Source organism: Geobacter sp. OR-1, assembly GCF_000813145.1.
Lineage (GTDB): Bacteria > Desulfobacterota > Desulfuromonadia > Geobacterales > DSM-12255 > Geoanaerobacter.
Genome location: NZ_BAZF01000001.1, coordinates 1 through 25,357, shown reverse-complemented (window position 1 = coordinate 25,357; position 25,357 = coordinate 1). Strand labels below are relative to the sequence as shown.

Sequence of the window (25,357 nt, the reverse complement as noted above, 5' to 3'; positions counted from 1 at the left end):
AGCCGTGTCTCAACGGCTTACGGAAAGGTTTCAATGAAGACTTTTATTCTGGATACCAACGTCCTTCTTTACGATCCGCATGCGCTCTATAAATTCGAGGACAATAACATCATTATCCCGATCACTGTAATCGAGGAGATCGACAGGTTCAAGAAGGATATGAACGAGACCGGCCGGAACGCCAGGCACATCTCGCGCTTGGTTGACCAGTTACGCAAGGACGGATCGCTCACCAAGGGGATCAGGCTGGAAACCGGCGGTACTGTCCGGGTGGAAATTTACGAGGAAAAGGTCCTGAAGCGCCTGCCGCCGGAACTACGCGTTGACCGGGGCGACAACCGGATCCTGGCTGTGGCGGTCGATCTTCTGGACCGGGACCCCAAGAACCCGGTAATACTGGTGACAAAGGATACCAACCTGAGGATAAAGGCCGATGCCCTGGGCCTGGTTGCCGAGGATTATGAATCGGACAAGGTTGATATCCAGGAACTGTACCCCGGATATGCCGAAATGGAGGTGGAGCCGGTTGTGATCGATCGGGTGCATGGCCAGGGTTTTACCGAGGTGGCGGGTGATTTTTATCCCAACGAGTTTATCACCCTCAAGGACCAGATTAACCCTTCGCATAGTGCGATCTGCCGTTACGATCATCCCCAGAACCGTCTGGTGCCGTTGAAAAAGACCGGGAAGGAAGGGGTCTGGAGCATTCATCCCCGGAATCGCGAACAGTCCTTTGCCCTCGATGCGCTCCTGGACGACAACATCAAGCTGGTCACCCTGGTTGGAAAGGCCGGCACCGGGAAAACGCTTCTTGCCATCGCCGCAGGGCTGCACAAGGTTGCCGAGGAGAATGTCTACAACCGCCTGCTGGTGTCCAGGCCGGTATTCCCGATGGGGAAGGACCTCGGTTTTCTCCCCGGCGACATCGAAGAGAAACTGACCCCCTGGATGCAGCCGATCTTTGACAACGTCGAACTCCTGCTTTCCGGCCATGAGGCGGAAAAGCGCCACAGCAAGGGTTACAAGGAGCTGATGGCAATGGGGATCCTGGATATCGAGCCTCTGACCTATATCCGGGGCCGGTCGATACCGAACCAGTACATGATCGTGGACGAGGCCCAGAACCTGACCCCGCACGAGATCAAGACCATCATCACCAGGGCCGGGGAAGGGACCAAGATCGTTCTGACCGGCGATCCTTACCAGATCGACAACCCGTACGTGGATGCCTCGAGCAACGGACTTACCTACGTGGTGGAGCGGTTCAAGCAGGAGGATATTTCCGGTCATATTACTATGACGAAGGGGGAGAGGTCGGCGCTGGCCGAACTTGCCGCCAACCTTCTTTAGGAACGCGCCTTTTGTCCGATATCGGCGTAAGTCTTAACGCCCCTTTGTGCGACGTAGCGCTGCTACGTCTCCGCAGGGTCGCTCGACAGCCTTGATCTCGAACAAAAATCGCGTTCCTTCAGGATAAATCATAAATGGACTCTGTATAGGGGCGTGTCGAACGCCCCGATCTTTTTCTGAAGGTTACAAATTGTATGCTTGTTCTGGCGATAGAGACATCTTGTGACGAAACAGCTGCTGCGGTGGTGCGGGACGGTCGTACTGTCCTTTCCAGCATCGTGGCTTCCCAGGTGGCGATCCATGCGGAGTATGGCGGCGTGGTGCCGGAGATCGCCTCCCGCAGGCACCTGGAGAGTATTGTGCCTGTGGTTGAGGAGGCTTTGAGCGCTTCCGGGGTGTCTTTAAGTGAAATCAACGGTGTTGCCGTTACCCAGGGCCCGGGGCTTGTAGGTGCGCTCCTGGTGGGGATTGCGGCGGCAAGAGGGATTGGGGCTGCAATGTCGATCCCGGTGACCGGGGTCAATCATATCGAGGCGCATCTCCTGGCCGCGTTCCTGGAGCAGGAGATCGAATTCCCGTACCTGGCTCTGGTCGTCTCCGGAGGGCATACCCATCTCTACCGGGTGGAGGGGGTGGGGCGGTATTCGATACTCGGCCAGACCATTGACGATGCCGCCGGCGAGGCGTTCGACAAGGTGGCCAAGATTGTCGGCCTGACCTATCCGGGTGGGGCGCTGATCGACAGGCTTGCCGCCAGCGGCGATCCGAAGGGGGTCAAGCTGCCTCGGCCGCTGCTGCATGACGGGAGCTGCAATTTCAGTTTCAGCGGGTTGAAAACCGCGGTCCTGAACTGGGTGCAGAAAAATCCGGATGGGAAATCCGGACAGCCGCTGCAGGATCTCTGCGCCTCTTTCCAGTCCGCAGTCTGCGAGGTGCTGGCTTTTAAAACCGCGATGGCCCTGGAACGGACCGGTATACGCAGGCTGGTGGTTGCCGGAGGGGTCGCGTGCAACAGCGGCCTGCGGCGCGAAATCTCCGTTCTTGCAGCAAGCAGAGGCGTGGAACTGTATATCCCGGCTCCGGCGCTTTGCGCCGACAATGCCGCCATGGTAGCCGTGCCGGGAGAGTATTACCTTTCGGAGCGGGTTGCGACCATCAATGGTTTCGACGCATTGCCGTCGTGGCCGCTTGACCGGATCAAGGCCAGATTTGCGGAGCGTGCCTGATGCTCCCCCGCCCCAAAAAGGCGCTTGGCCAGAATTTTCTGACTGACAGGGGCATTCTTGACCGGATAGTCGCGGCGGTGGCGATTGCCCCCGGCGACCGGATCCTGGAGGTCGGCCCCGGTCGTGGGGCGTTGACCCGGATTCTGGCCGAATCCGCAGCCGCGGTCCTGGCGATCGAACTGGATCGCCAGCTGGTCGCTCTGCTCTCGGAAGAGTTTTCCGGAACGGAGAAGGTCGAGGTGGTGCAGGCGGATATCCTCCGGCTGGACCTGGACGAACTGCTGCAGGGGCGCGACGGCGACCGATGGAAGGTGGCGGCGAACCTCCCATACAACATATCTTCCCAGGTAATGTTCAAGTTCCTGGACCACCGGAAACTGTTCCGCAGGCTGGTGCTGATGCTGCAGCGGGAGGTCGGTGAGAGGCTGGTGGCCGGCCCAGGCACCAAGGATTACGGCATCCTCTCGGTCCTGTTTCAGATCTATTTCGATATCCGGAAAGAATTTATCGTGAAACCAGGCGCCTTCTATCCGGTGCCTAAGGTTGACTCCATTGTCCTTTCATTTGAGCCGCTGCCGGAACCGCGCTTCCCGGTCAGCGACGAACAGCTGTTCCGCCAGCTGGTCAAGTCTGCCTTTGCCCAACGCCGCAAGACCCTCTGGAACTGTTTGAAAGGTGGCGGGTTTGCCCCTTCGGACGACCGGTTGCGAGACATATTGACCGGATGCGGAATTGAACCGTCACGGCGGGGTGAAACCCTGACTCTTAAAGAGTTTGCCTTGCTTGCCGAAAGTATATATATGGGCAGGACCGGTTGAAAAATGTGGCTCTGTTTTGGTCGGTTGTGTTATAAAATCCGTTTGATTTGACTCCCGGGAGGGTGCAATGAAAATTTGCGTTTTTGGTGCCGGATATGTTGGACTGGTGGCGGCGGCATGTTTTGCCGAGAGCGGTAACAGCGTCATTACTGTTGATGTTGACCAGGCGAAGATCGAAGGGCTCAAGCAGGGAATTATCCCGATCTACGAGCCCGGATTGAAGGAGCTGGTGCTCCGCAACCAGGCAGAGGGGCGTCTGTCGTTCACTACCGACGTGGAAGCGGCGGTCAAGGGATCGCTGATCAATTTCATCGCGGTCGGAACCCCTCCGGGGGAGGACGGTTCGGCAGACCTGCAATATGTCCTGGCTGTCGGCAGAAGCATCGGTCAACATATGCAGGGTTATAAGATCATTGTCGATAAATCGACTGTCCCGGTCGGTACTGCCGATAAGGTCAGGGCAGCTGTTCAGGAGGAGCTGGATCAGAGAAAGGTTGCCTATGAATTCGATGTCGTCTCGAACCCCGAGTTCCTCAAGGAAGGGGCTGCGATCGACGACTTCATGAAACCTGACCGGGTGGTCATCGGCACGGACAATGTCAGGACCGCCGAGATCATGAAGGAGCTGTACGAACCGTTCATGCGCAAGCATAACAGGATGATCGTCATGGATATCCGCAGCGCCGAGATGACCAAGTATGCGGCCAACGCCATGCTGGCGACCCGGATATCGTTCATGAACCAGATCGCCGGTCTCTGCGAACTTATGAACGCCGATGTGGCCGCGGTTCGCGAAGGTATCGGCTCGGATTCCCGCATCGGCTTCGATTTCCTTTTCCCGGGCCCCGGATACGGCGGGTCGTGCTTCCCGAAAGATGTCAAGGCCCTGATCAGGACCGCCGATGAATGCGGCTATGAGATGCTGCTCCTGAAGTCGGTTGAAGAGGTCAACGAGCTGCAGAAGCAGGTGCTGGCCAGAAAGGTGCTGCATCTGCTCGGCGACCCGGCCGCGGTCAAGCCTCTTGCCGGCAGGACCATCGCCTGCTGGGGCTTATCGTTCAAGCCCAGGACCGACGACATGCGGGAGGCCCCGTCTCTGACCATCATCGAGGAGCTGCTGGCCAACGGCGCCCAGGTCCGCGCCCACGATCCCGAGGCGATGAAAGAGGCGCGGAAGGTGCTGGGGGATCGCATAACATACAGCCACAACCAGTACGAGATCCTTACCGGGGCCGATGCCCTGGTGATAATTACCGACTGGAACGAGTACCGCAACCCTGATTTCGAGCGGATCATGTCCGAGCTGAAAGACCCGCTGATCATTGATGGCCGCAATCTTTACAAGCCGGACCGGATGCGAGTGGCAGGTTTCCGGTACATGCCGCTCGGGCGCAACGGGTCTGGCATTTCTTCAGGGGGTAAATAGCAGATGCGAATTCTGGTAACCGGAGGCGCCGGCTTTATCGGTTCGCACCTGTGCGAGCGGCTTGTGGGCGAGGGACACGACGTCATCTGCCTCGACAATTTCTTTACCGGCAACAAGAGAAACATCGAACCATTGCTGGATAATCACAGGTTCGAACTGATCCGCCACGATATCGTGGAGCCGATCCTGCTTGAGGTCGATCAGATCTACAACCTTGCCTGTCCGGCGTCGCCGATTCACTACCAGTACAATCCGGTCAAGACCGTCAAGACCAGCGTCATGGGGTCAATCAACATGCTGGGGCTTGCCAAACGCGTCCGGGCGAGAATCCTTCAGGCATCGACCTCCGAGATTTACGGCGACCCGAAGATCCACCCGCAGACCGAGGATTACTGGGGGAACGTCAATCCGATCGGGGTCCGGAGCTGTTACGACGAAGGGAAACGGGTCGCCGAAACCCTGATGATGGACTACCACCGTCAGAATGGCGTGGATGTGCGGATAATCAGGATCTTCAACACCTACGGCCCCCGAATGGCGGAAAACGACGGCCGGGTTGTGTCCAACTTCGTTCTCCAGGCCCTGAAAGGGGAGGATATCACCGTCTATGGCAAGGGAAAGCAGACCCGTTCGTTCTGTTATGTCTCGGACCTGGTGGACGGCATGATCCGGATGATGAATTGCCCCGGATTCATTGGGCCGGTAAACCTCGGCAACCCTGCTGAAACCACCATCCTGGAGTTTGCGGAGCGGATCATCGCCCTTACCGGCTCCAAGTCCAAGATTGTTTTCAAGCCTCTCCCTGCAGACGATCCCAAGCAGCGCCAGCCGAACATCGACCTTGCCAAGACGAAACTGGACTGGGAGCCGCGGGTTGCTGTGGAAGACGGGCTCAAGCAGACCATCGATTACTTTGCCTCAATAATTAACGGCAATTGCTGTAAATAGAGGTCCTTATGCGCAGTCGGCTATATCTGATACCGGCCGCGGTCATTCTGTTTCTGCTATTTTTCACCGTCTTCGGGGAACGTGGTTTGTTGCGGATTTATGAACTGAACCGGGAAAAGCAGGAGATGTCCCGGCGCAGCGAGGCATTGAAGGTTGAAAACGAGAACCTGAAGCGGGAGATCGAAGCGCTGAAGAGCGATCGCCGGTACCTGGAAAGCATAGCGCGCAAGGATTTCGGGCTGGTGAGGCCCAACGAGACGGTCTATCAGTTTTCTGCCGTGACTTCGGCACGGAAACGCTGAACAAAGGAAAGAATACCATGACTACGGATGGCAAGAGACAGCATTGTGTCGTATGTGCCTGGCGGGCAACCTGTGCCAAGAAGTTTTCCGTTCCGGATGGCGGCGCCCGCTGCCCGGATTTTTCACGGGACGTTTCCATCAAGGAGACGGAGACTGACGACAAATCTGAAAAGAGTGAAGGGAAGGGTGAATGAAGCAGCGTATTGTTGAAATTGTCCGGGCAGCACTTGCGGACTGCAGGGCAGACGGGAGCATCTCTTCCGTTGAAGATCCGGCATTTGTCATTGAAAGGCCGGCTCAGCCCGAACATGGCGATTTTGCATCCAATCTCGCCATGCTGCTCGCTAAGCCGGAAAGAAAGGCTCCCCGGGCCATTGCGGAAATTCTGGCCGCAAAGTTGCGAGCCAGGACCGATCTGATCAGCCGTGTGGATATAGCGGGGCCGGGATTTATCAACTTTTTCATTGCCAGACAGGCATGGCAGCAGGCGTTGCTGGAGATAGAAGCCAGTGGTGAGAGGTTTGGCAGAAGCTCTGCCGGTGCCGGGCAGAAGCTGCAGGTGGAGTTCGTCAGCGCCAACCCGACCGGTCCTTTGCATATCGGCCATGGCCGCGGCGCTGCGATCGGCGACACCATCTGCCGGCTGCTCGAAGCCAGCGGCTGGGATGTGACCCGAGAATTTTACTACAATGATGCCGGCGCGCAGATCGCAAATCTGGCCCTATCCGTTCAGGCGCGCTGCCTCGGCATTGAGCCGGGCGACCCTCGCTGGCCAGCTGACGGCTATCAGGGCGAATATATCAAAGACGTGGCAAATGCGTATCTCTCTTGCGAGACAGTGGATGCCGGCGATCAGCATGTTACTGCCGTCGGTGACCCGAACGACCTGGACGCGATCCGTCGTTTTGCGGTTGCATACCTGCGGCGGGAGCAGGACCAGGACCTCACCGCTTTTGATGTCGGCTTCGATGTCTATTACCTCGAATCGAGCCTCTATAACGATGGCCGTGTCGATGCCGCGGTCAAGCGGATCATGGAAAAAGGGCATACCTACGACAAGGATGGCGCTCTCTGGCTCCGGACCACCGATTTCGGCGACGACAAGGACCGGGTCATGCGCAAGTCGGACGGCAGTTATACCTATTTCGTTCCGGATGTTGCGTATCATCTTGCCAAATGGGAGCGCGGGTTTAGCAGGGTGATCAATGAGCAGGGGGCAGACCATCACAGCACTATTACCAGGGTAAGGGCCGGACTGCAGGCACTGGAAGCCGGGATACCCAAAGGGTGGCCTGAATATGTCCTGCACCAGATGGTAACGGTCATGAGAGGTGGAGAAGAGGTCAAGATCTCCAAGCGGGCCGGCAGTTACGTGACCCTGCGCGACCTGATCGACGAAGTGGGCCGGGACGCCACCAGGTTTTTCTTTGTCATGCGCAAGCCCGATTCCCAATTGGTGTTCGACATCGATCTGGCCAAGCAGCAGTCGCTCGACAACCCGGTCTATTACGTCCAGTATGCCCATGCACGGATCTGCAGCATCTTTGAAACAGCGACAAAGAACGGGGTCGTTCCGGATTTTGCAAAGTGCAGGCTGGAACTCCTGGACAGTGATGAAGAATCGGCGATCATCAGGACCCTACTCTCTTTCCCAGAGGTGGTGGCTGGTAGCGCCGCGGCGTTCGAACCGCACCGGATCGTCTATTACCTGCAGGAACTGGCCGGAGAGTTTCACAGCTATTACAATCGCAACCGCGTAGTGACCGAAGACGTTGAATTGACCACAGCAAGGCTTTTCCTCCTCAAATGTATCGCCAGAACCATCCGTAATGCCCTGTCGCTGCTGGGAGTTTCCGCACCTGAGCGTATGTGAGGATGGCAACTGATGGCAATTGATTATCGTGAACGGAGTTTCGCAAGCAAGAACAAGCCGCGTCGCCAACCGATAGGAAAGTATCTGCTGGCGGTCGTGGTTGTAGTTATCATAATATTTGCCGCAGGCTTTATCGGCGGCTGGTCAGCCTGCTGGTTCAAGATGAAGAAAACCGCTGCCGTTCAGCAGGCTGCGGTCAACACTGCACCGTCACAGCAGGCGCCTGCAGGTCAGCTGCCGCCGCTTCCGGCACAACCCAAGGGGCAGCAAACGCCTCTTACCTTCTATGAAACCCTGCCGAAGGGGGGAAAGGGGTGATCGGCAGCGGGATCAATGCCAATCTACCCGAGCATCAGCAGCAACCGGCAGCGGTAAAGCCGCCCGCAGCTCCTCAGGCTTCGCCGGCACCGGCGGTAAAGCCGGCTTCTCCCGCAGCTCAGGCACCGGCAAAGCCCGCTGCTTCCGCTGCCCCGGCAGAAAAGCCGTCAGCTGCTACGTCACCGGAGAAACCTGCGCCCCCTCAGTCGGCCAAGGAGAGCGGCAAGAGGTTCAGCGTCCAGGTTGCATCGGTAAAGGACAAGACCGAAGCGGAATCGCTCCGGAAAAAGCTGGCGGCAAAGGGGTTGAATGCAATGCTCATAGTGGTGAATATCCCGGAGAAAGGGATTGTCTACCGCGTCAGGGCCGGACATAACATGTCCCAGCGCGACGCGCAGGAGCTTGCCGCAAAGCTCGGTTCCGGAGCGATTGCCGTTCCCGAGTGATTTATTTTCACTTCAGGGATTATTTTCATTGACTCTGCAGGAACCGCCGTGCTATAAACCATAATTCGTGACGCGGGGTGGAGCAGTCTGGTAGCTCGTCGGGCTCATAACCCGAAGGTCATAGGTTCAAATCCTATCCCCGCAACCAATTTCCAAAAGGGATCTGCAATCATGCAGGTCCCTTTTTTGTGCCAAATTGTACCCTAAAGTGTCATGCATTTATTGAAAATCCCGCTCTCCAGCATTTGCTGCAATGTTTGAATACCTGCACATCCCCTTAAGAGTGGCTCTCGTAAGTCAATAATCCAAAACAACACCATAGAAAATGTATTGCATAATAATAGTTAGCATGCTAACTAATTTGTATGAACATTTACAAAACAAAAGTCAATCGCGGCAACCTGTTCTTTCGTCTTGGCTATCTGACCCGCCGCTGGCGCAAGGTTCTCGATGCCGAGTTTCAATCGTCGGGTCTTACCGATGCCACATGGCGTCCTCTCCTGCACCTGCATGTTCTCGGCGAAAATGTGCGTCAAAAGGACCTGGCGGCATCCCTTGGTATAGAAGGGCCGTCATTGGTGCGCCTCATCGATACACTGGTTATCAAGGGTTTTATCGAGCGGACTGAGGATGTCAGAGACCGTCGGGCAAAACTCCTCCGTATCACACCAAGCGGTCTTCAGCTGGTGGTTCGGATCCGGCAGACGGTAGCCGATTTGGAAGAAAGGCTGTTCAGTTCGATCAATGACGAAGAAATTCTCCTGCTAACCGGCTTGATTCAGCGCCTCGAATCTGCCGTGAGCGACATGTGCAAGCAGGGTAAATGATGAAGCGCAACAACCTGAGCCTGCTTGTACAACGCGAATGGCCTCACATCATATTTGCCGTCCGTGGCACCATTGCCGCCCTGGCCGTAGCCGTATCACCTAAGCTTTCCGCGGCTCTTCAGCGGCCTGAGGAGATCCTGTCGGTGCTCGAAGATGTGTCGCTTATGCTCTGCCGGGCAACGGAACGGCAGCATGGTGTTCATGACCCAGCGGTTCGGCCACTGTTTTACGCCATGCGCGACACGCAGCCCTCTCCGGCGGCCATGTCGTTTGCGGTGAGGGGAAAGAGCCCGTGCCCTATTTAAGATTCAAGGGGTTCAATGAGGAGGGGCTGAGGAGGTCGCTCCCAGCGCTAGTGGAGGAATTCTCCCGTGTCGCAGCTGTACCGCCGGAAATCGTCAAGGTCGAGCTGCTCACCATCACACCGATAACGGCAACGCCCCGTTCGCTGGAGATCTTCATGTTTCCGCGGTCGCAGGAAAAGCATGACGCTATTGCGGCAACTCTGTATGACCTGCTCAGCCATTATGGTTGTCGCGATGTCCATATCTTTTTCGTGCTGCTTTCTCCTGCGCTCTACTACAAGGAAGGGGTGCCGTTACAAAATATCAGCTGGTTACCGGACTATCTGCCGCGTGAAAGCGGATAAAACCTCTGCAGGCCGCCTTCTCCCGACCGTCTGCATCATCAGCGTCTGCTTCTTTGGGGGTGATGATGGCGCTGTTCCTGTTCAGCTCCCTCCATCGTCGTCAACCTGCCGGGGGCAGGAAAAATAAGAAATCAGAAAGGAACAAACGTGTCTGTACTTCATCAAAGAATCAAAAGGACCAGTCTGCACGCAAAAATCAGGAAAGTTGACGACGTCATCCCCATGTTTGAAAACGGGATGAATCTCGGATGGTCGGGATTTACGCCTGCCGGCTATCCGAAAGTGGTACCCATTGCCCTGGCGGATCATGTAGAGAAAAACAGCCTGCAGGGAAAGCTGAGATTCAACCTGTTCATCGGCGCGTCTGTCGGCGTTGAAACCGAAGACCGCTGGGCCTCGCTCGACATGATCAACCGTCGCTGGCCGTACCAGACCGGCAAGAACATTCAGGCCGGCATCAATTCAGGCCGCATTCGCATGGGAGATCGGCATCTCTCCATGTTTGCCCAGGATCTGGGGTACGGTTTTTACACCAAGGACAACGGCGGGCGCCTTGATATCGCCATCATTGAATGTTCAGCCATCATGGAGGACGGCAGCCTGGTACTGACCGCCTCCTGCGGTGCAGTTCCGGAAATCGTCCAGATAGCCGACAAGATCATCATCGAGCTGAACACCTCGCTCCCCAACTACGAGGGTCTGCACGATATCATCGAACCGATCAATCCGCCCCGGCGCCTCCCTTATCTGATCAGCCGGGTTGACGATCGGGCCGGTTCCCCCTACGTCCGCATTGATACCGACAAGATTGTCGCCATTATCGAATCGACCCTGCCGGACAACGGCCGCTCCTTCAGCGAATCTGACGAGACATCTGATGCCATCGCCAACAACATCCTTGATTTCTTCCAGTTTGAAGTTAAGAACGGCCGGTTGCCCAAGAACCTGCTCCCTTTGCAGTCCGGCGTCGGTTCTATTGCCAACGCAGTTATCGGCGGCCTGGCCAAAGGTCCGTTCAGCGGCCTGAATGTCTGGACCGAGGTTCTGCAGGACACCATGCTCGATTTTATCGATTCCGGCAAACTCGACTTTGCTTCCACGGTCTCGCTTTCGTTTTCCGTTGAAGGCTTTAAACGCTTTTACGCCAACTGGGAAAAGTACAGCAAGAAGGTGATCATGCGGCCGCTCTCCATCGCCAATCACCCCGAGCCGATCCGCCGTCTCGGCTGCATCGCCATGAACACCCCGGTTGAGTTCGATATTTATGCCCATGCCAACTCCACCCTGGTAGGAGGTACCCGGATGATCAACGGCATCGGTGGTTCCGGGGATTTTCTCCGCAACGCCTATCTTTCCATCATGCATACGCCGTCGGCCCGGCCATCCAAAACCGATCCGACCGGGATCACCTGTGTGGTGCCGCATGTTCCGCATGTTGACCATACCGAACATGACCTTGACGTGCTTGTTACCGAGCAGGGGCTTGCGGACCTGCGTGGACTTGATCCCAAGAGCCGTGCCCAGCTCATTATCGACAAGTGTGCCCATCCCGACTACCGACCGATCCTGCAGGAGTACCTGGACGTGGCTACAAACGACTGTCTGGCCAGGAAGGCGGGTCATGAGCCGCAACTGCTCGACCGGGTATTCAAGCTGCAAGTGAACCTGGCGAAAAACGGTACCATGAAAATAGACAATTGGGATCTGTAACGGATCGCAGAACTAAGCCCCTCCTGTTGTCCGGAGGGGCTTAACCCTCAGAGCATCTATGAAAATCCTTACCTTAACCTGCTGGAGCCATGAAATCAAATACCACCTCTATTCCAGGGATGGCTGGGCACTGCTTGCTTCCGGAACCATTGAACGGGTAGGTCTCGGCAGTTCTTTTATCCGACAGGATGTTCCGGGACGGGAACCGTACTGCCTGGAGACGGATCACAACGATCACCGGAGCGCTGTAGCCCTGATCATCACTGCCCTGACTGATCCGCAGCATGGTGTCATGGCAGATTCTACGGAAATATCAGCCGTCGGTCACCGGGTAGCGCATGGCGGCTACGAGTTCCGCCATTCAGTGCGGATTGACGGCCATGTCCTCGACTCCATCCGGGAATTTCATCATCTGGCGCCGCTGCACTCGGCACCCAACATCGCGGGGATTGAAGCGGCGATGACACATCTGCCCGCTATTCCACATGTGGCGGTCTTTGATACCGCCTTCCACCTCTCAATACCTGAGCATGCCTACCTCTATCCGCTCCCCTATGAATGGTACGAACAGTATGGGGTCCGCCGCTATGGTTTCCACGGACCATCTCACCTCTACCTTTCGCGGCGGGGGGCCATACGGCTGAACAAACCGATTGATGCCTGCAACCTGATCACGATTCACCTTGACCGGGGGGTATCGATCTGTGCCATCAAAAATGGCCTGTCCATCGACACCAGCATGGGAATGACTCCGCTGGAGGGGGCGGTAATGAAAACGCGCTGCGGTGACATCGATCCCGGCATTCATGCCTTTATCATGCAGGAGATGGGTCTTTCAGCACAGGAATTGGAACAGACCCTCAACCATAAAAGCGGTATGTGGGGTATTACCGGACAACACCTGGAGCGGCAGCAGTTTTTGCAGGCGGCTTTGGATGGGGATTTCCGTTGCGCATTGGCTCTTGAGATAGAAGCCTACCGTCTCAAAAAATATATCGGCTCATGCCTGGCGATTATCGGCCCTCTGGATGCAATCGTTTTCACCTCAGGGACCGGTACATTGGAATGGCTTTTACGGGAGCTGGTGCTGAGTGGACTTGACTGCTTCGGCATACGGATTGACAGTGACCGCAATCGCGCAATCCGGTCGGAGCAGGAAGAGGTGGACATTACCGCTGCAGGCTCTCTGGTCAGGCTCTTTGTCATGCCAACCAATGAGGAACTTGTCATTGCCGAGGATGTGGCCGCAATTCATGCCGGAGTCTACCGTGGCCATCAGCACGACGAATATTCCTTTGCAGCCGCGGACTTTGTTCCAGCGGCTTCTCTGGGATAGCGGATACGTTCGGATGGATCAGATTCGTTGATATTCAATAGATAAGGAGTCATTAACAATGGATAAGACAATTGCAAACAGTACATGCAACAACAAACCAGATCTAAGGGGAGAAACTGACTGGACCCCATTCGATGCCGCTGCATCCGTCGGCTCTTCACTACGTTTCGTTTCCGGTGATCCCGAAGGCAATCGTTTCAGGGTCAGCTATTATCGGGACTCAGAGCACCATCTCAAGGCAAAGGTATGGTTCGGCCCTGAGACTGAGGGGCCGCCCGACCACGCCCACGGAGGGGCAATGGCGGCAGTCATGGATGAGGTTCTGGGACTGGCCGCCTGGGCTGCCGGTTATTCGATAGTGGTCGGTAATCTGAATGTCAGTTTCCGAAACATGCTGCCGTTGCATAAGGTAGTCAGCGTGGAGACCAAGGTAGTATCCGCAGAGGGACGCAAAATAATGGTTCATGGCCGCATCTATTGCGAGAAAACTACGTATTCAGTGGGGGAATGTCTCTGTATCACCATTCAGCCTAAAGATCTTAATATCAAATAGGTTAGGGGGTGGATTTAGTTGAACCAGGAAGATCCATATGAATTTGACGTACCAATAAAGAAATCGAAATTTATCCTTTACACGGTCATTGCGTTCATTGCGGCCATGTTAGCGTATGTTGTCCTTGGGGACGAGCCTTCTTCTTATTGGCCACAGAACCTGATTCACCTGCTTGTAACACATTAAACACACTATCAATATTTGAGAGTACGACGAGGATATTGTTTCTAAGCTATTTATGTGATGTATGAACACATCTGCAAATGGCTGAAGCTGCGTTACCTGCCCCAACTTTTAGCAGATATGTGCACTGTCAATACAGCCTGAAGGACTACAGGGAAAAAAGTGCTTATAAATCAACTGTAATAATTTGGCACTAATCTAGCTATACAAACAATACAAGGAAGACATAAAAACAAGGACTTCCTTCCTTTCTTAGCCCCTGTGCTCCCCTCCTGCATGGGGGCATTTTTTATTTATGAACATCGGTAATCATGATACGGTATTTTTCATCACCTATTGATCGATTCTCAAGAATTTACAGGCCAATTCATGCTACAGGAACAACCTTACAACCCGTTACATGGGATAACCTTGGAAAAGATCCTTAACGAACTGGTAGATCTTTACGGTTGGGAAGAACTTGGCAAGAGAATCAAGGTCAAATGCTTTAATATCAATCCCTCGATCAATTCCAGCTTAAAATTCTTGAGAAGAACTCCCTGGGCCAGAGACAAGGTCGAATCTCTATACTTGGAAATTAAGCTATTCAACCGTTAAGTTATTGTGAATCCGGAGTTATTTCTGTTTCAATGATTCCAGTATCTTTGCCTTTTCTGTTGCGTAGACAGCCTCTGTTATCTCGCCCCGTTTGACTCGATTGCTCAGCACGCGCAGTTCCCTGTCCGCCATTGCTGCAGGATCAGCCGGTATTTTCAACTCCGGGCTGATACCGCCACGCTCTCTGAGGCGGCTTGCCTCGGCCTTGATGTCAATCAGGTCCATTTTGAGTTCGGCATTGCCGTACCAGTGTGTATAGGCCGGATTCTGGTGGTAAGCGCCCTTGATGGTCCGGGCATAATCGTATTTTTTCATCTTGAAAAAGATCCGCTCGATGTGGGATGTGTCTTCGTAGAGCATCTGGGCATCGGTAACCAGCTTCTTTCCGCTCAGGGGATGGTCCGGACGCTGGTCAGGCATGGGATCGAGAAGTGAGCGGTCCGACAGGTCCCAGATGATCTTTTCCGCCTCCTTAAGGATGGTAAGGCTCTGGGTCCGGACAGCATCTCCTCTTGCCAACTCCTTGCGGCCGAATTCCGGGGCATGACACTGGTTGCAGATCTGCAGCATCTCCTTACGGGCAGGCTCTGCCTTCTGGGCAGGGTACGGCACCCCGCCGGAATTCATGGTGATGCCGATGGAGACATTATGTGTCCCTTTTGGCATGTGACAGGTCTGGCAGGTCGGGCCGGTGGCAATGCCGGCCGTGGCGTACAGGGTGCCGTGCAGGGAGGTCTGCCACATTTCCCACTGGGGGTGGTCGGGTCCCATGTGGCATTTTGCGCATGAGTTCGGATCGCGGACTATTACCAGGCTCGTGTTGTGGTTGGTATGGCAGGAGGCGCACGAGCTCTCTACGCTGTGGCAGTAATTGCACCCGATTGCTCCCATCTCGCTGCTCTGTTTGAGGAAACGGGCACATTGTACGCCCCCCTGCGGTATACCGCCCCCGTCTTCATGGCAGAAGCGACACTCGCTCTGGTTTCGGAGCGGCATATTGCGGGTGCATCCCCAGCCGGAATGGAGCGCCATGCCGTGACGGCTGGCGTTGTGCTCGGCCAGGGCCTTTTTGTGGCAGGGGCCGCATACCTTCATGTCAACCCGGGCCTCTCCCTTGATGATCTTGTCATGGTCTTTGCCGTGGCACTTCTCGCATCCGACGCCGGCCTTGAAATGTGCGCTTGCCTCCCATTGCCGAACAGCGGCCGGGGTCTTCTCCCGGTGGCATGGGATGCAGTCTTCGGCCATTGAAGGATATATCATGATGAAAGCTGCGATTACCTGGATGGTGACGTGAATGATAGTATGCTTCATGGGTTGAGTATCCTTTTTTGGGCGGATTGGTATTCCTGGTTGGATATGAGCCCCTCACTGCGCCATTTCCGAAGGGACAGAAGCTGTTTCCTTATTTCCTGCGAAACTGCGGGTACAGATGTCTCCATGAGCCCATTGAGCACAGAAAGCGATTCGCCGCACCTGACCAGGAGTTTGCTCCCGGTTGGTGCAAAAGCTGCTTCGCAGCCGACGGGGAAAGCCGCAACCTCCTGCTTGTCGAGGAAGAGTCTGCCGTCGGCGAAAAGGTAGCGGTCAGTTGGGGAAAGGGCGATGGTGCGGCCTGGTGTGGCTATCAGTGCAACATCGTCCCCTGTCCAGGGGGCAAACCGTCTGATCGTTCCTGCGCCGTCACCGTAGAGCAGATGTTCATTGTCAGAAGAAAATATCACGCCGCCTGGGTCGAGTTTAACTCCTGGGGCTTCGTTCTCGGCGCCACTCTCAAGATTTCGGACGATAATCTTAAGGTAGGATGGGAAATTAGGAGGGTCCACCTGCTTGGTAAAGGCGATTTCGTCACCCAGGGGGGAGAGGGCAAAGGAGAAGGAGTCAAAATAGATCTTGTCGTGTGCTTTAACCCTTCCCGGCATGATGGTGACTTCACTTAATGTAGTTACCCCCGGAGCTGTCTTCATGTTCCATCGGTAGAGCTTTGACTGCAGGTGCGTGCCGAATTTGAACCTCTCCAGTGTCAGTGAAGCAGCAATCAGATCCCCGTCGAAACGCCAAGCAACGCTTGAAATATGGCCGGGGATGATGGATTCTTTGATAACTGCGCCACGCATGTCAAAGATGCGAACGGTGCTATTCTTGCCTTGGATGGCAGCGGCGGCCAAAAGCGATCCATCCGGCGACCAGGCAATTGCCGTCGGAACGACATCGATCTTGGTGCTCTCCTCTGTCGCAAGGTTTTCTATTCGCAACGTGCCCCGCACAAAGGCGATTATATCGCCATCAGGATGCCAGGCAAATGGAGCTTCGGGATCTATGCTCCCCACCATTGCAAGAGAAAGCCCCTGTGGTAACGGTGTGTGAACAGGTAGAGTAGCGGCACACCCCCCAAGCAAAATGGAGATAAGAATGGTTATGAAGAATGCGACACAAGGAAGGGGAATATGTGGACGCGACAATAGGCTACCTCCTGATGGTTAATAAAAGACTTTAGCTGATTTGCATTTGAATGAGAATTAGTTTCACAAGATGACCGCCAATTGACAAGCCTTGAAGTTCTGTTACCGGATATATGACCTTGAGCAGGGTTGCAACACTGAGGCGACGCGTTATAAATTACATTGTGACGAGAATTAATGTTTATGGGCATTTCGTCGATAAAAAGTATATGTCGCATTCGGGGATTACGTCACAAGCGGGTTAGCCGGCAAACTTCACTGTATCTGAACAGCTGCGGTCAAGGAGAAAAGATATGGGTCTTCTTTCAGGATTGATGGGTAAAGAGGGGGTTGTCGCCGTAAACAAATTGCAGTCTGAATATGAGCAATTACTGGTTGATGGCGAAATCGTGGACGTAGGTTTTCAAGTTTCCCGCGATACCTTTCTGTTCACTAGTAAAAGGCTCATAGTAATAAACATTCAGGGTGTTTCGGGTAAAAGGGTTGAATATCTTTCCATACCGTACGCTAAAATTAACAAATTCAGCGTTGAGGCTACCGGGCAGTTTGACCTTGAAGCAGAGTTAAAGATATGGATTGGAAATGATTCTGCCCCTCTGACCAAGAAGTTCAACAGCGAAGTAAGCATTTATGACTTACAAAAGGTACTGGCTAAGCACTTGATAAAGTAAACAATCTGTTTCCTGCCGTCCTTACTGACAAAGTACCTGGAACGTCCACAGTACAGTCAATGGAGACCTGAGATTCCTTGACCTCCAATGACCCCTGCCGCTGGTATATCTGCCACCCTTTTCAAGCCATGTAACGATTTGCAGTGATCGCAAGGTCATGCGACCAGTCATGAGACAGGCTGCCAACAGTATTTTCCCAGGCACGGATTATGTACAAACATTAGCTGAGAGGTTTGTTGTCTGTAGGGAAGTGTTTGCATAACTATCTATAATAACGAGTAAGTAGTGGCGGGCAGACAGGAGTTAAATATGTCAACTGTTCAAATTTCATACAATAGCATGTTGATGAAACCGGAAGACGTTAATCCTCTTGCCCAACCGGCCTATCTGAACCCTTCTCAAAAGGCAAAAGAAAATGACGCTAAGGCGATAGAGCAGATAAAAACCGATACGGTGACTATCTCTCAGGAGGCACTGACAAGATCACGAGCTGCTCAGTTGTCGGAACAGAGTTCGGACAAAAAAGCGCCAACCGAGATAAAAGGTTATTCCACTTCCTCTGCCCAACCTCAAGATGTTGTTAAATCTGATTCTACCGACACCGGTGACAGACCTTCCAATGTTGATCGATTGACAATATCGTCAGAGGCGATGCGAAAATCATCCATCCTGAAAGCCCTGTCAGTTTTGGCGAACTCCAATAACCCTGAATCAGCCTATGAAAAGCTGAGATTATAATCTGTATATTTGCCACTGAGTACGGACAGTTAGAGATTTGTTAGGGGGCGAGTATGGAATCTCCAAGATATCTGGTCGGACGGCAGCCGATACTCAACAGGCAGGAACAGGTTGTTGCTTATGAATTGCTCTTCAGGTCTGCCGATTCTACTGCTTCTGCATCAATGAAGAATGCTTCTCAAGCAACCGCAAACGTCATTATGAATACTCTGTCCGGCTTTGGCATAAAGGGAATTCTTGGGGAAAGACAGGGATTCATAAATGTGGACGTAGAAATGCTTATGAACAATGCTATTGAAATACTGCCCAAAGAACAGATTGGGCTGGAGCTCGTCGGAAATATTTCTTTTGACGATGTTATTGCCAATCGGTGCCGGTTCCTGAAAGAGTCGGGATTTGTCATGGCGCTTGACGACCATGACTATAAAGCTGAACTTGATCCCATATATCAACTTATGGACATCATAAAGGTTGACCTTATTCAAACCGCTCCAGACCGGCTTCAAAGTGTGGTCAAAGAACTTAAACGCTATCCTGCCAAGCTTCTTGCAGAAAAAGTTGATACCAACGATGCATTTAAGAAATGCAGAGATTTAGGGTTTGACTATTTTCAAGGTTATTTTTTTGCGCGACCTTCCCTTATCGAAAAAAAACGTATCGATGGATACAGCTCAGCAATGCTGCAGCTGCTCAAGCTGCTGCTTGCAGATGAGACATATACGGCGATGGAAAAGGTGTTTCGCGGGAGTCCGGCTCTTACCTACAAACTGCTGATTCTGGTTAATTCAGTTTCAATGGGTATGAGAGAAAAAATACGTGATGTCCGCCATGCACTTACCATACTCGGAAGACAGCAGATCAAGCGGTGGGTGCAGTTGGCACTCTTCACTACAGAAAACTCGCCGGACAGTGACAGCCCTTTGGTTGAAATGGCAACCGCACGCGCAGGTTTCATGGAACAATTAGCCAAAGAACACCCTGTTCTTGGTAAAATTCATTCTGCGCCGGACCAGGCATTCATGATCGGGATTTTGTCATTGCTCGACAGCATTTATCAGGTATCCATCGAGCAGATAGTCTCTGACCTTAACCTTTCCGATGAAGTCAGGAACGCCCTTGTTTCTCGTCAAGGGGTCTACGGACGTATGCTTGAATTGACCGAAATGATGGAACGTCTCGAACTAGGGGCTGCATCCGTTGGTTTACAGGCACTCGGGATATCGCTGGATGGGATAATTGCCTCACAGATAAAGGCCCTGGATAACCTGTCGCGTGATCAACCGTAAAACAAGCGGCAAGGTGTTATTCTGAACATAAATGCTCATATGAAGGACAACAATAGGCGCGGTGTTGTTTGTAACTATTCGATTTTGTTGAATGTGTATTTGGCACACGATTAGCATTAGCAGTTATAGGAAGACGATCAAAACGCATACGTCATTCCTCCTTTTTAGCCCCTTTGCGCCCCTCCTGCATCGGGGCATTTTTTTATCTCCTCAAATATAAAAGCAAAAGGCTGACCGTCTATAACCGGCCAGCCTTTATCCCAGTGATCTGGAGATCCTGTTTTGTCAGGATCTATGGGAATCAACAACCTTCCCTATGTTGAAACGTGTATGTTTGCAAAGAGCGACTATTACTCGATTCCTCATTCTCAACAATTCAATCTGATGGTCAATCAATTTGGTCAATCTCGGTGGCCCTGTAATGACAGGACTCAACAGGAGGCATAACCTCCAAGAAATGCGCTTGTTCTATTTTGTTGTGAGAAGACTATCCTTACGAACCTCCTTGCCTTGTAGTCGTTGCTCATACAACCAGTACAGCATAAATCGGTTCAATAATTTCTGATGGTCAATCGATTTGGTCAATCCTGGTGGTCCTGTAATGACAGGACTCAATTGGAGGCACAACCTCCAGGAACTGCAGTTACTTTATTTTGTTGTGAGAAGATTATCCTTACGAACCTCCTTCCCTTGTAGTTGCTGCTTGTACAACCAATAAAGCATAAACCGGTCCAACTATTTCATCAAAATAATAAGTGGCTATCTTGTCGGCGTATTTCGGAGTGGTGTATACAGAAGAGGGGTTAGTATTGGAACGTGCTAACCGTTAAAGTGCGGATGTCTGAGCAATTTCAGAACATCTGTAAGGGATGTGATGCTGGAAGTTGAACAACGCAGGTTGTCGGCTCAAATCTAAGTCACCAAATATTTTCATTTCAAACAGTGGAAGACGCCCATGCACCAGAGGCAGGCTCCGCAGGGCACTTCGCGGATATGGCAGTCCTGGACGAATTCGTTAGTCTGGACATAATCACAGGGGGCAAGGGTGCAGTTAACGCAGGTAGGGTAGTCGTAGCCGACGACCTGCTCCCGGAACGTGCGGTAGGCCGGTGAGTTCCAGATTTCCAGTATGCCTTGCTGCTGCAGGTTGCCGAATACCTTCGGCTGTACCTCTTGGTGCCAGCCGCTGGCAAAACAGCTGTAGCGATGCCAGAGAAAATAACAGGGGGAAACGTTGCCATCCCACGAGACAAAAGCGCCACCTTCCTCGATAAAGCTGCAATGGCGCTGCTCCTGGAGTGCAATAGCCGGGAGGCGCAGTTCCAGCCCGAGTTGCTCTGCGACAGATGTTGTTTCGTTAAAGACGGTGGCGACACGATCTGACCAGTGGGGATCCATTTGCAGTAAGCGTTTCATGTCGGTAAAGAGGTTGCTCCGGTCAGCCTCTTGTTTCATCTCCTCCACCAGTTTTACCAGACGTTGTTCCTCCGCTGATCGGGTGTATTTCCAGCGCGCCTCCAGGTAGCGATAGATGTCGAGCCCTTGGCCGTCGGCAATTGTACGATATCGGTTGAACAGCTCCATGGACTGGGCGGAGCAGGTGCTGTAGGCAGCCTCGACTGCATGCTGGTCGCTGTAGGGGAGCAGGTGGGTTATGATGGCAAAGTCGGCTCCCTGTTCCGCTGCCCAGCGCAATGCCGACGGGAGTTCGTCGAGGTTGCTGCGCATGGCGACGAATTCGATCCCTATCCTGACTCCTGGGCGTTGGCACTGTTTCTTTGCCCGGCGTAGCGCCCTGAAGGCATGCTCGATATCCGCAAGCTCTCCCCCCTCGCGAACGCGTTGAAAGGTGGCCGGGAGCGCTGCGTCCATTGACAGGCAGATCCGGTCCAGACCGGCATCGATCAGGGAAGATGCCCGCAGGTTGGTGAGCAGCTGGCCGTTGGACTGAAAACCGATCCAGCTGTCGGCAGGCATCTGTCTCTTTGCGTGCCTGATAAAGTCTTCCAGGTCGGGGCGGAGGAGCGGCTCACCGATGCCGTTGAGCACCAGTGCTTCAACCCCGGCCAGAGCGGGTGTGAGGCGGGAGAACAGCTCCAGCGAAAGATCCCCTTCGTTCATGGCGTGAGCCCCGTTTTGTTTGACGCACATGAAGCAGTTCAGGTTGCAGCGGGTGGTCACTTCGACAAACAGCTTGGCAGGCGCACCCCGGCGCGCGGGATGATCGATTGCCATCTCTGAGGGGAGGGGGAAGGGCATGGATTTTATGCGAAACTGCGGAGCGGCTGGATCCGGCTCCTTTTTGTCGGAGGTCGGTAATATGTTGATGAGCTGTCTTTAAAGCAGCCTAGTGCCTGACGCATCATGTCGGATACCCTCTTGATCTGCATTGTTTCCATGATCAGGTTCAGATCCTTGAACTCCTCTTCGGAAACGCGAATAGATATAACATAACTCTTGGTGTACTTTCGTTTGCGGCCCATGGTTAGCTCCTTTGCCGTACCGGTTCCTCAGAACTCCTGCGGCATCTCCTTGACCTGTTTGGCGGTAAAGACCGGACCGTCCTTACAGACATAGACATTGCCGACATTGCAGCGGCCGCACTTGCCCAGGCCGCACTTCATCCGGTTCTCCAGGGTGGTGATGATGTTCTCGTCGCTGAATCCCAGCTTCTCCAGCACCGGCAGGGTGAACTTGATCATGATCGGCGGCCCGCACACCAGCGCCACGCAGTTGTCGCTCTTGGGCGCCGCCTCCTCCAGGATCGTCGGCACGAACCCGACCCTGCCGTCCCAGGTGTCGCTGTTGCCGCCCGGGTCCACGGTCTTGACCAGGTTGACGTCGCTTCTTTCCTGCCACTCCTTGAGCTCGTGCTTGTAGACCAGGTCATCTTCCGTCCGGGCACCGTAGACGATGGTGATCTCCCCGAACTTGTCCCGCTGGTCAAGGCAGTTCCAGATCAGGGTCCGAAGCGGCGGCAGGGCAATCCCCCCTGCCACGAAGACCAGGTTCCGGCCATAGAGCGCCTCGATCGGAAACGAATTGCCGTACGGCCCGCGCACCCCGAGGGTATCGCCAATTTCCAGCCGCCGCAGCGCCTCGGTCACCCGCCCCACACTCCGGAAGCAGCATTCGATATACCCCTTGCGGGTCGGCGACGAGGCGATGCAGAAGGTCGACTCCCCATAGCCAAAGGCCGAGTACTCGGCAAACTGCCCCGAACGGAAACTGAAGCTGTCGCGCACCGCTTCATCCTGGAACACCAGGCGGAAGGTCCGGACATCCGGGGTCTCGTCGATGATGTTCTCAATGGTGGCCAGATACGGCTTGTAGATGTTCTTGTCAGGAATGCACATAAGAGGAACCTTTTTAGTCAGATACTTGAAACCGTGAACCGCCCGTTCGCTGCGCTCACTCAAGACGCAAAGAACGCAAAGTAAACCTGAAGTCGCTTTTAACTTTTAAAAGTCTTTTGTCTTTCTTTGCGCCCTTTGCGTCTTTGCGGTGAAGGATTTTCTATTTCTTACCGATCTCTTCGATAATCGCCGCGATATCGATCCCCACCGGGCAGGCGCGGATACAACGGCCGCATCCTGTGCACAGGGTCTTGCCGAACTTGTCGTCGTAATACTTGAACTTGTGCATGATCCGGTTGCGATACCGCTGCGGCTGCACATCCCGCGGGTTATGGCCCGAGGCGTGGTTGGTGAACTTGGCAAAGCCGCAGGCATCCCAGTGCTTGCGGCGGCACCCCTTGCCTTCAGTACCCTCGTCATTGATATCGAAGCAGTGACAGGCCGGGCAGATAAAGGCACAGGCCCCGCAGCCCACGCAGCGGACCGCGATCTCCTTCCAGAAATCGCTCTCGAAGTTGTGGTCCAGCCACTCCTTGATCCTGGCGAGATCCAGCGTGGCCAGCTGCGGTTGTGCCAGCGGCAGCGGGCTGACTGCAGCCTGGTCCTGAAACAGTCCGGCATGTTTTGCCAGCAGGGTTGTTCCTTTGTCTGTTACTGCCTCGGCAACAAAGCCACCACCCTCGACCGGGGTCAGAAACAGGTCGCTCCCCTGCTTCGTGTCCGGGGCATACCCCACCGCGGTGCAGAAACAGGCATCGTCACCCCTGGTGCAGGCAAGACCGACGATCACGGTCTTTTTGCGCCGCTCCAGGTAGAACTCGTCATTATAGTCCCAGGAGAAGACCGCATCAAGGATGCCCGGCGCCGCAGAGTCGCACGGCCGGGCACCGATCAGCACCGTCTCCGGCAGCTTACCCAGGTCAACGTCGGTCACGCAGGTCTTACCGTCCTTCTTCTCATAAGAGAGGATCTCCTCGCAGAGCGGAAAGAAGGTCTCCTTGGCGGACCGGCGGGGGAGCTCGGTCAGGTCCAGCTCCTCGCCTGTGGTGAGCGGGGCGTAGAGGACCATGGTATCGGCCCGCTTGGGACCGACGACACGGGTGCCAGCTTGGAGCAGGGTATCGATGAGGAGCTGAAGATTCTGATTGGTGATGGTCTTTGGCATGTGTAATCCCGATGCTATATTCCCGGAAGCGAGGTATTTTTCGCTCAATCAAGGCTGTCGAGGGGTTGCGCGGAGCCGTAGCAGCGCTACGGCACACAAGCAAGACCGAAGACTTACGCCGAGTGAGCGGAAAAGAACCGCTTCCTACTTGATAAACGACTGGTCGTCGTCTTCCTTATACTCGTTAAGCGGCCCCTTTTCCTGCGGGGCGAGGCCGGCCTCGAAGTCGTACAGTTCCTTCATCTCCTGCGCCATCTTCCGGTTCAGGAGATTGAGCGGGATATCCATGGGGCAGGCCCGCTCGCATTCGGCGCAGCCGCCGCACCGGCCGGTCAGGTGCATGGCGCGGACAATATGCCAGGCCATGTTGCCGGCCGGCCGCGGGGTGGACTCGATCCCCTGGGGACGGTTCCGGTCGCACAGGCACTGCTCGCAGAAACAGAAGGGGCAGACTTGGCGGCAGGCCAGGCACCTGATGCACCGGGAGAACTGCTCTTTCCAGAATGCCCAGCGTTCCTCGGGTGTCATTGCCTCCAGCCTGGCCAGTTCTGCGGCCTCGATAGGGGGCAGCTGTGGCAGCTGCGGCAGGTCGCCGGCAATGAAGTCGGCCCCTTCCGGCAGATGTACTTTGCACTCCCGGCATTTGCGGGCGATAGAAGCTTCTGAGAGCGGTTTTGCCTGGTCGCTGTTGGCGCTGTACACCCCGGCGCAGGCCACACCGATGATATGGAGGTTCTCCCTTTTGAGCTGGTTCTCGCCGATCAGGCCGGCCAGGGCGCGCATGTCGCACCCCTTGGCCACGATCGCCACCTTGCCGCTCTTTTTCACCTCTTTCTTCGCCTTGGTCAGGTAGAGCGAGAGGTTGTTCCGGCAGCCCGGGGAGAAGATCAGATCATTGGCTTTTGCCGGGTCGGTGATCACTGCCGGCATGGCACTGCCCGGTCTTCTGCCGGCAACATAGCCGATCACTTCGCTGACGGTCCCTTCGCTAAGCAGTTTCGTCGCCTCGACTCTGATGGCCGCTGTTACGGCAGCGTAGTAGGCCTCGTCAAACAGTGGGGTTGTGCTTGGTGCTGTTGGTATGGTCATATCCGGTAAAACCTTTTGTCAGATGTTG

Annotated in this window: 27 protein-coding genes and 1 tRNA gene; 21 read left to right on the top strand and 7 right to left on the bottom strand. The window is 54.4% G+C overall.

Annotated features, from left to right (window positions below; all coding sequences use genetic code 11):
* Nucleotides 1-33 precede the first annotated feature (33 nt).
* The 18 genes from OR1_RS00135 (at nucleotide 34) to OR1_RS00055 (ending at nucleotide 14,562) form a co-directional block, all read left to right on the top strand.
* Nucleotides 34-1,350 carry a PhoH family protein gene (locus OR1_RS00135; RefSeq protein WP_041969214.1) on the top strand — a complete coding sequence of 439 codons (1,317 nt, stop codon included), beginning with the start codon at nucleotides 34-36 and terminating at the stop codon, nucleotides 1,348-1,350.
* A gap of 194 nt (nucleotides 1,351-1,544) precedes the next feature.
* The gene (gene tsaD, locus OR1_RS00130) at nucleotides 1,545-2,576 is read left to right on the top strand and encodes a tRNA (adenosine(37)-N6)-threonylcarbamoyltransferase complex transferase subunit TsaD (RefSeq protein ID WP_041969212.1); all 1,032 of its coding nucleotides are present in this window, start codon (nucleotides 1,545-1,547) and stop codon (nucleotides 2,574-2,576) included.
* Complete coding sequence (rsmA, locus tag OR1_RS00125) at nucleotides 2,576-3,394, top strand: 16S rRNA (adenine(1518)-N(6)/adenine(1519)-N(6))-dimethyltransferase RsmA (RefSeq protein ID WP_041969211.1); 819 nt, start codon at nucleotides 2,576-2,578, stop codon at nucleotides 3,392-3,394. Before tsaD ends, rsmA begins: the two co-directional genes overlap by 1 nt.
* Before the next feature lie 67 nt (nucleotides 3,395-3,461).
* A complete protein-coding gene (locus OR1_RS00120) occupies nucleotides 3,462-4,820 on the top strand; it encodes a UDP-glucose/GDP-mannose dehydrogenase family protein (protein ID WP_041969210.1) in 1,359 nt (452 codons plus the stop codon).
* A 3-nt stretch (nucleotides 4,821-4,823) separates the two neighbouring features.
* Nucleotides 4,824-5,768, top strand: coding sequence for a UDP-glucuronic acid decarboxylase family protein (locus tag OR1_RS00115; protein WP_041969209.1), 945 nt, complete (start codon nucleotides 4,824-4,826; stop codon nucleotides 5,766-5,768).
* 8 nt (nucleotides 5,769-5,776) lie between these two features.
* Complete coding sequence (locus OR1_RS00110; protein ID WP_041969207.1) at nucleotides 5,777-6,070, top strand: septum formation initiator family protein; 294 nt, start codon at nucleotides 5,777-5,779, stop codon at nucleotides 6,068-6,070.
* 17 nt (nucleotides 6,071-6,087) lie between these two features.
* Complete coding sequence (locus OR1_RS22430; protein WP_193377077.1) at nucleotides 6,088-6,264, top strand: hypothetical protein; 177 nt, start codon at nucleotides 6,088-6,090, stop codon at nucleotides 6,262-6,264.
* Nucleotides 6,261-7,943: an arginine--tRNA ligase gene (argS, locus tag OR1_RS00105; RefSeq protein ID WP_041969206.1), complete on the top strand. Its 1,683-nt coding sequence runs from the start codon at nucleotides 6,261-6,263 to the stop codon at nucleotides 7,941-7,943. Before OR1_RS22430 ends, argS begins: the two co-directional genes overlap by 4 nt.
* 12 nt (nucleotides 7,944-7,955) lie before the next feature.
* Nucleotides 7,956-8,261: a hypothetical protein gene (locus OR1_RS00100; RefSeq protein WP_041969205.1), complete on the top strand. Its 306-nt coding sequence runs from the start codon at nucleotides 7,956-7,958 to the stop codon at nucleotides 8,259-8,261.
* Entirely contained in the window at nucleotides 8,258-8,707 is a 450-nt protein-coding gene (locus OR1_RS00095) for an SPOR domain-containing protein (protein ID WP_052440157.1), read from the top strand. The genes OR1_RS00100 and OR1_RS00095 overlap by 4 nt, the downstream gene beginning before the upstream one ends.
* Before the next feature lie 71 nt (nucleotides 8,708-8,778).
* Nucleotides 8,779-8,855, top strand: a tRNA-Met gene (locus OR1_RS00090).
* A gap of 217 nt (nucleotides 8,856-9,072) precedes the next feature.
* Nucleotides 9,073-9,534, top strand: coding sequence for a MarR family winged helix-turn-helix transcriptional regulator (locus tag OR1_RS00085; RefSeq protein ID WP_041969204.1), 462 nt, complete (start codon nucleotides 9,073-9,075; stop codon nucleotides 9,532-9,534).
* Nucleotides 9,531-9,839: a hypothetical protein gene (locus OR1_RS00080; protein ID WP_152609763.1), complete on the top strand. Its 309-nt coding sequence runs from the start codon at nucleotides 9,531-9,533 to the stop codon at nucleotides 9,837-9,839. The genes OR1_RS00085 and OR1_RS00080 overlap by 4 nt, the downstream gene beginning before the upstream one ends.
* A complete protein-coding gene (locus OR1_RS00075; protein WP_041969200.1) occupies nucleotides 9,827-10,183 on the top strand; it encodes a DUF1904 family protein in 357 nt (118 codons plus the stop codon). Before OR1_RS00080 ends, OR1_RS00075 begins: the two co-directional genes overlap by 13 nt.
* A 147-nt stretch (nucleotides 10,184-10,330) precedes the next feature.
* A complete protein-coding gene (locus tag OR1_RS00070; RefSeq protein ID WP_041969198.1) occupies nucleotides 10,331-11,893 on the top strand; it encodes an acetyl-CoA hydrolase/transferase C-terminal domain-containing protein in 1,563 nt (520 codons plus the stop codon).
* A 58-nt stretch (nucleotides 11,894-11,951) separates the two neighbouring features.
* Entirely contained in the window at nucleotides 11,952-13,229 is a 1,278-nt protein-coding gene (locus tag OR1_RS00065; protein ID WP_041969197.1) for an acetate kinase, read from the top strand.
* Nucleotides 13,230-13,287: 58 nt separating this feature from the next.
* Nucleotides 13,288-13,782 carry a PaaI family thioesterase gene (locus OR1_RS00060; protein WP_041969196.1) on the top strand — a complete coding sequence of 165 codons (495 nt, stop codon included), beginning with the start codon at nucleotides 13,288-13,290 and terminating at the stop codon, nucleotides 13,780-13,782.
* A gap of 552 nt (nucleotides 13,783-14,334) precedes the next feature.
* Complete coding sequence (locus OR1_RS00055) at nucleotides 14,335-14,562, top strand: VF530 family DNA-binding protein (RefSeq protein WP_041969194.1); 228 nt, start codon at nucleotides 14,335-14,337, stop codon at nucleotides 14,560-14,562.
* Between the two features lie 18 nt (nucleotides 14,563-14,580).
* Here OR1_RS00055 and OR1_RS00050 read toward each other — a convergent pair whose 3' ends face one another.
* Both OR1_RS00050 and OR1_RS00045 read right to left on the bottom strand, forming a co-directional pair.
* Nucleotides 14,581-15,876 carry a multiheme c-type cytochrome gene (locus tag OR1_RS00050; protein ID WP_041969193.1) on the bottom strand — a complete coding sequence of 432 codons (1,296 nt, stop codon included), beginning with the start codon at nucleotides 15,874-15,876 and terminating at the stop codon, nucleotides 14,581-14,583.
* A complete protein-coding gene (locus OR1_RS00045; protein ID WP_152609762.1) occupies nucleotides 15,873-17,024 on the bottom strand; it encodes a WD40 repeat domain-containing protein in 1,152 nt (383 codons plus the stop codon). The genes OR1_RS00050 and OR1_RS00045 overlap by 4 nt, the downstream gene beginning before the upstream one ends.
* 293 nt (nucleotides 17,025-17,317) lie before the next feature.
* Here OR1_RS00045 and OR1_RS00040 point away from each other — a divergent pair, with 293 nt between their 5' ends.
* The 3 genes from OR1_RS00040 to OR1_RS00030 all read left to right on the top strand — a co-directional run bounded on the left by OR1_RS00040 (nucleotide 17,318) and on the right by OR1_RS00030 (nucleotide 19,719).
* Nucleotides 17,318-17,695, top strand: a complete 378-nt coding sequence (locus tag OR1_RS00040; RefSeq protein WP_041969189.1) for a PH domain-containing protein — start codon at nucleotides 17,318-17,320, stop codon at nucleotides 17,693-17,695.
* 309 nt (nucleotides 17,696-18,004) lie between these two features.
* The gene (locus OR1_RS00035; protein WP_041969188.1) at nucleotides 18,005-18,433 is read left to right on the top strand and encodes a hypothetical protein; all 429 of its coding nucleotides are present in this window, start codon (nucleotides 18,005-18,007) and stop codon (nucleotides 18,431-18,433) included.
* Nucleotides 18,434-18,486: 53 nt separating this feature from the next.
* Nucleotides 18,487-19,719, top strand: a complete 1,233-nt coding sequence (locus tag OR1_RS00030) for an EAL and HDOD domain-containing protein (RefSeq protein ID WP_041969186.1) — start codon at nucleotides 18,487-18,489, stop codon at nucleotides 19,717-19,719.
* 930 nt (nucleotides 19,720-20,649) lie between these two features.
* Here the strand turns inward: OR1_RS00030 and OR1_RS00025 are convergent.
* From OR1_RS00025 to OR1_RS00005, 5 genes are all read right to left on the bottom strand, one after another.
* Entirely contained in the window at nucleotides 20,650-21,978 is a 1,329-nt protein-coding gene (locus OR1_RS00025; protein ID WP_152609761.1) for a radical SAM/SPASM domain-containing protein, read from the bottom strand.
* A 5-nt stretch (nucleotides 21,979-21,983) separates the two neighbouring features.
* Nucleotides 21,984-22,202 carry a hypothetical protein gene (locus OR1_RS00020; protein ID WP_041969185.1) on the bottom strand — a complete coding sequence of 73 codons (219 nt, stop codon included), beginning with the start codon at nucleotides 22,200-22,202 and terminating at the stop codon, nucleotides 21,984-21,986.
* 27 nt (nucleotides 22,203-22,229) lie between these two features.
* Complete coding sequence (locus tag OR1_RS00015) at nucleotides 22,230-23,075, bottom strand: FAD/NAD(P)-binding protein (protein WP_041969183.1); 846 nt, start codon at nucleotides 23,073-23,075, stop codon at nucleotides 22,230-22,232.
* Nucleotides 23,076-23,235: 160 nt separating this feature from the next.
* Nucleotides 23,236-24,240, bottom strand: coding sequence for a 4Fe-4S dicluster domain-containing protein (locus OR1_RS00010; protein WP_041969180.1), 1,005 nt, complete (start codon nucleotides 24,238-24,240; stop codon nucleotides 23,236-23,238).
* A gap of 144 nt (nucleotides 24,241-24,384) precedes the next feature.
* Nucleotides 24,385-25,329, bottom strand: a complete 945-nt coding sequence (locus OR1_RS00005) for a 4Fe-4S dicluster domain-containing protein (protein ID WP_041969179.1) — start codon at nucleotides 25,327-25,329, stop codon at nucleotides 24,385-24,387.
* Nucleotides 25,330-25,357 lie beyond the last annotated feature (28 nt).